The organism is Vibrio sp. 1557 (assembly GCF_033340175.1).
Classification (GTDB): Bacteria; Pseudomonadota; Gammaproteobacteria; order Enterobacterales; family Vibrionaceae; genus Vibrio; species Vibrio alginolyticus.
Window position 1 is genome coordinate 1 of sequence record NZ_JAWOVZ010000182.1, and the last position, 1,227, is coordinate 1,227.

Annotated in this window: 1 protein-coding gene; it reads left to right on the top strand. The window is 45.6% G+C overall.

Annotated features, from left to right (window positions below; translation table 11 throughout):
• Positions 1-276: 276 nt before the first annotated feature.
• A partial coding sequence (locus tag R7070_RS25690) for a serine/threonine-protein kinase (protein ID WP_318141449.1) occupies positions 277-1,227 on the top strand: 951 nt, incomplete at its 3' end.

Here is a 1,227-nt window from a genome sequence, read left to right on the forward strand (position 1 = left end):
AACTTGGTCTGCGACATCCTGCAATGTCGTTCGTGTCTTTTTATTCTGTTGAGCCATAAATATGTGATTTATCAATAATGTTACATGTAACATTATGACGAATACACAGGATGCCGACAAGCCACCAAAAGCCAAACATAATATCCACAATAAAATCATGCACTTATTGTTACAGAGTTGTTTTTAAAGAAACACTCGCAAAACGAATAAATAAATGACATTAATATTGAGTTTCTTATAAAATAGCGCACGTAAAACAATAAGATATCAGGCACTGTGCAGTTAGGCTCCAGCGAAACCCAAGTTTATTATCATCTTCTTGATCTGGACGACTCTCAAAAGCAGCAATACCTCCAAGAATTGCAACAGAGTCAACCTGAGCTATACATTCAACTCGCGCCCCTTTTAGCCCATGAAGCCCCAGAAGAGCGATTAACGCAATTGCTTTACTTTGGCGCTCATCAAGCGACCAACAGCGAGATCGACCTTAGTGGCGAAGTGATCAGTAAGTATCGCCTAACTCATGAGTTGGGGCGTGGTGGTATGGGCGTCGTTTATGCCGCGCAACGTGCAGATGAGACCTTCGAGCAAGATCTTGCGATCAAATTCATCCAAAGCAATTTAAGTAATGTGCTCGGACAACGGGCACTTTTCGATGAAGCGCAGCTACTAGCACGTTTAAATCACCCTTATATTGCGAAAGTCTTTGACGGCGGCCTGCATGACGACTCGGTTTACATCGGCATGGAGCGCGTGTTTGGCCAAACATTGGATGATTATCTTGCCGAAGTCACGCTGACAGACCATGAGAAGCTCACGCTGTTTAAGCAGATTTGTCAGGCAATGGAACACGCGCATCACCACCACGTGTTACACGCCGATCTCAAGCCTGAAAATATCCTGATTGACCCAAATAAACGCCCGAAATTGCTCGATTTCAACCTGACGCAGAAAGTGCAAAACAGCGGTGGCGAATCCCCACCCGCATTAATTGCGTTTAGCCAAAACTTTGCCAGTCCAGAACAACAGACTGGTCAGTTTCTGACGGCACAAAGCGATGTGTACTCTCTGGGTAAAATTCTCGCGATGATGTTTCCGTCACCGCGCGTTTGGTCTGATGTTTACTGGGTCATTAGACGCGCGACACGCTCTGCCGCAAAACTGCGCTATTCAGACGTTCGAGCACTAAGAATTGATATTGAGCGCATGCTTGAGCGGCGCCCAATC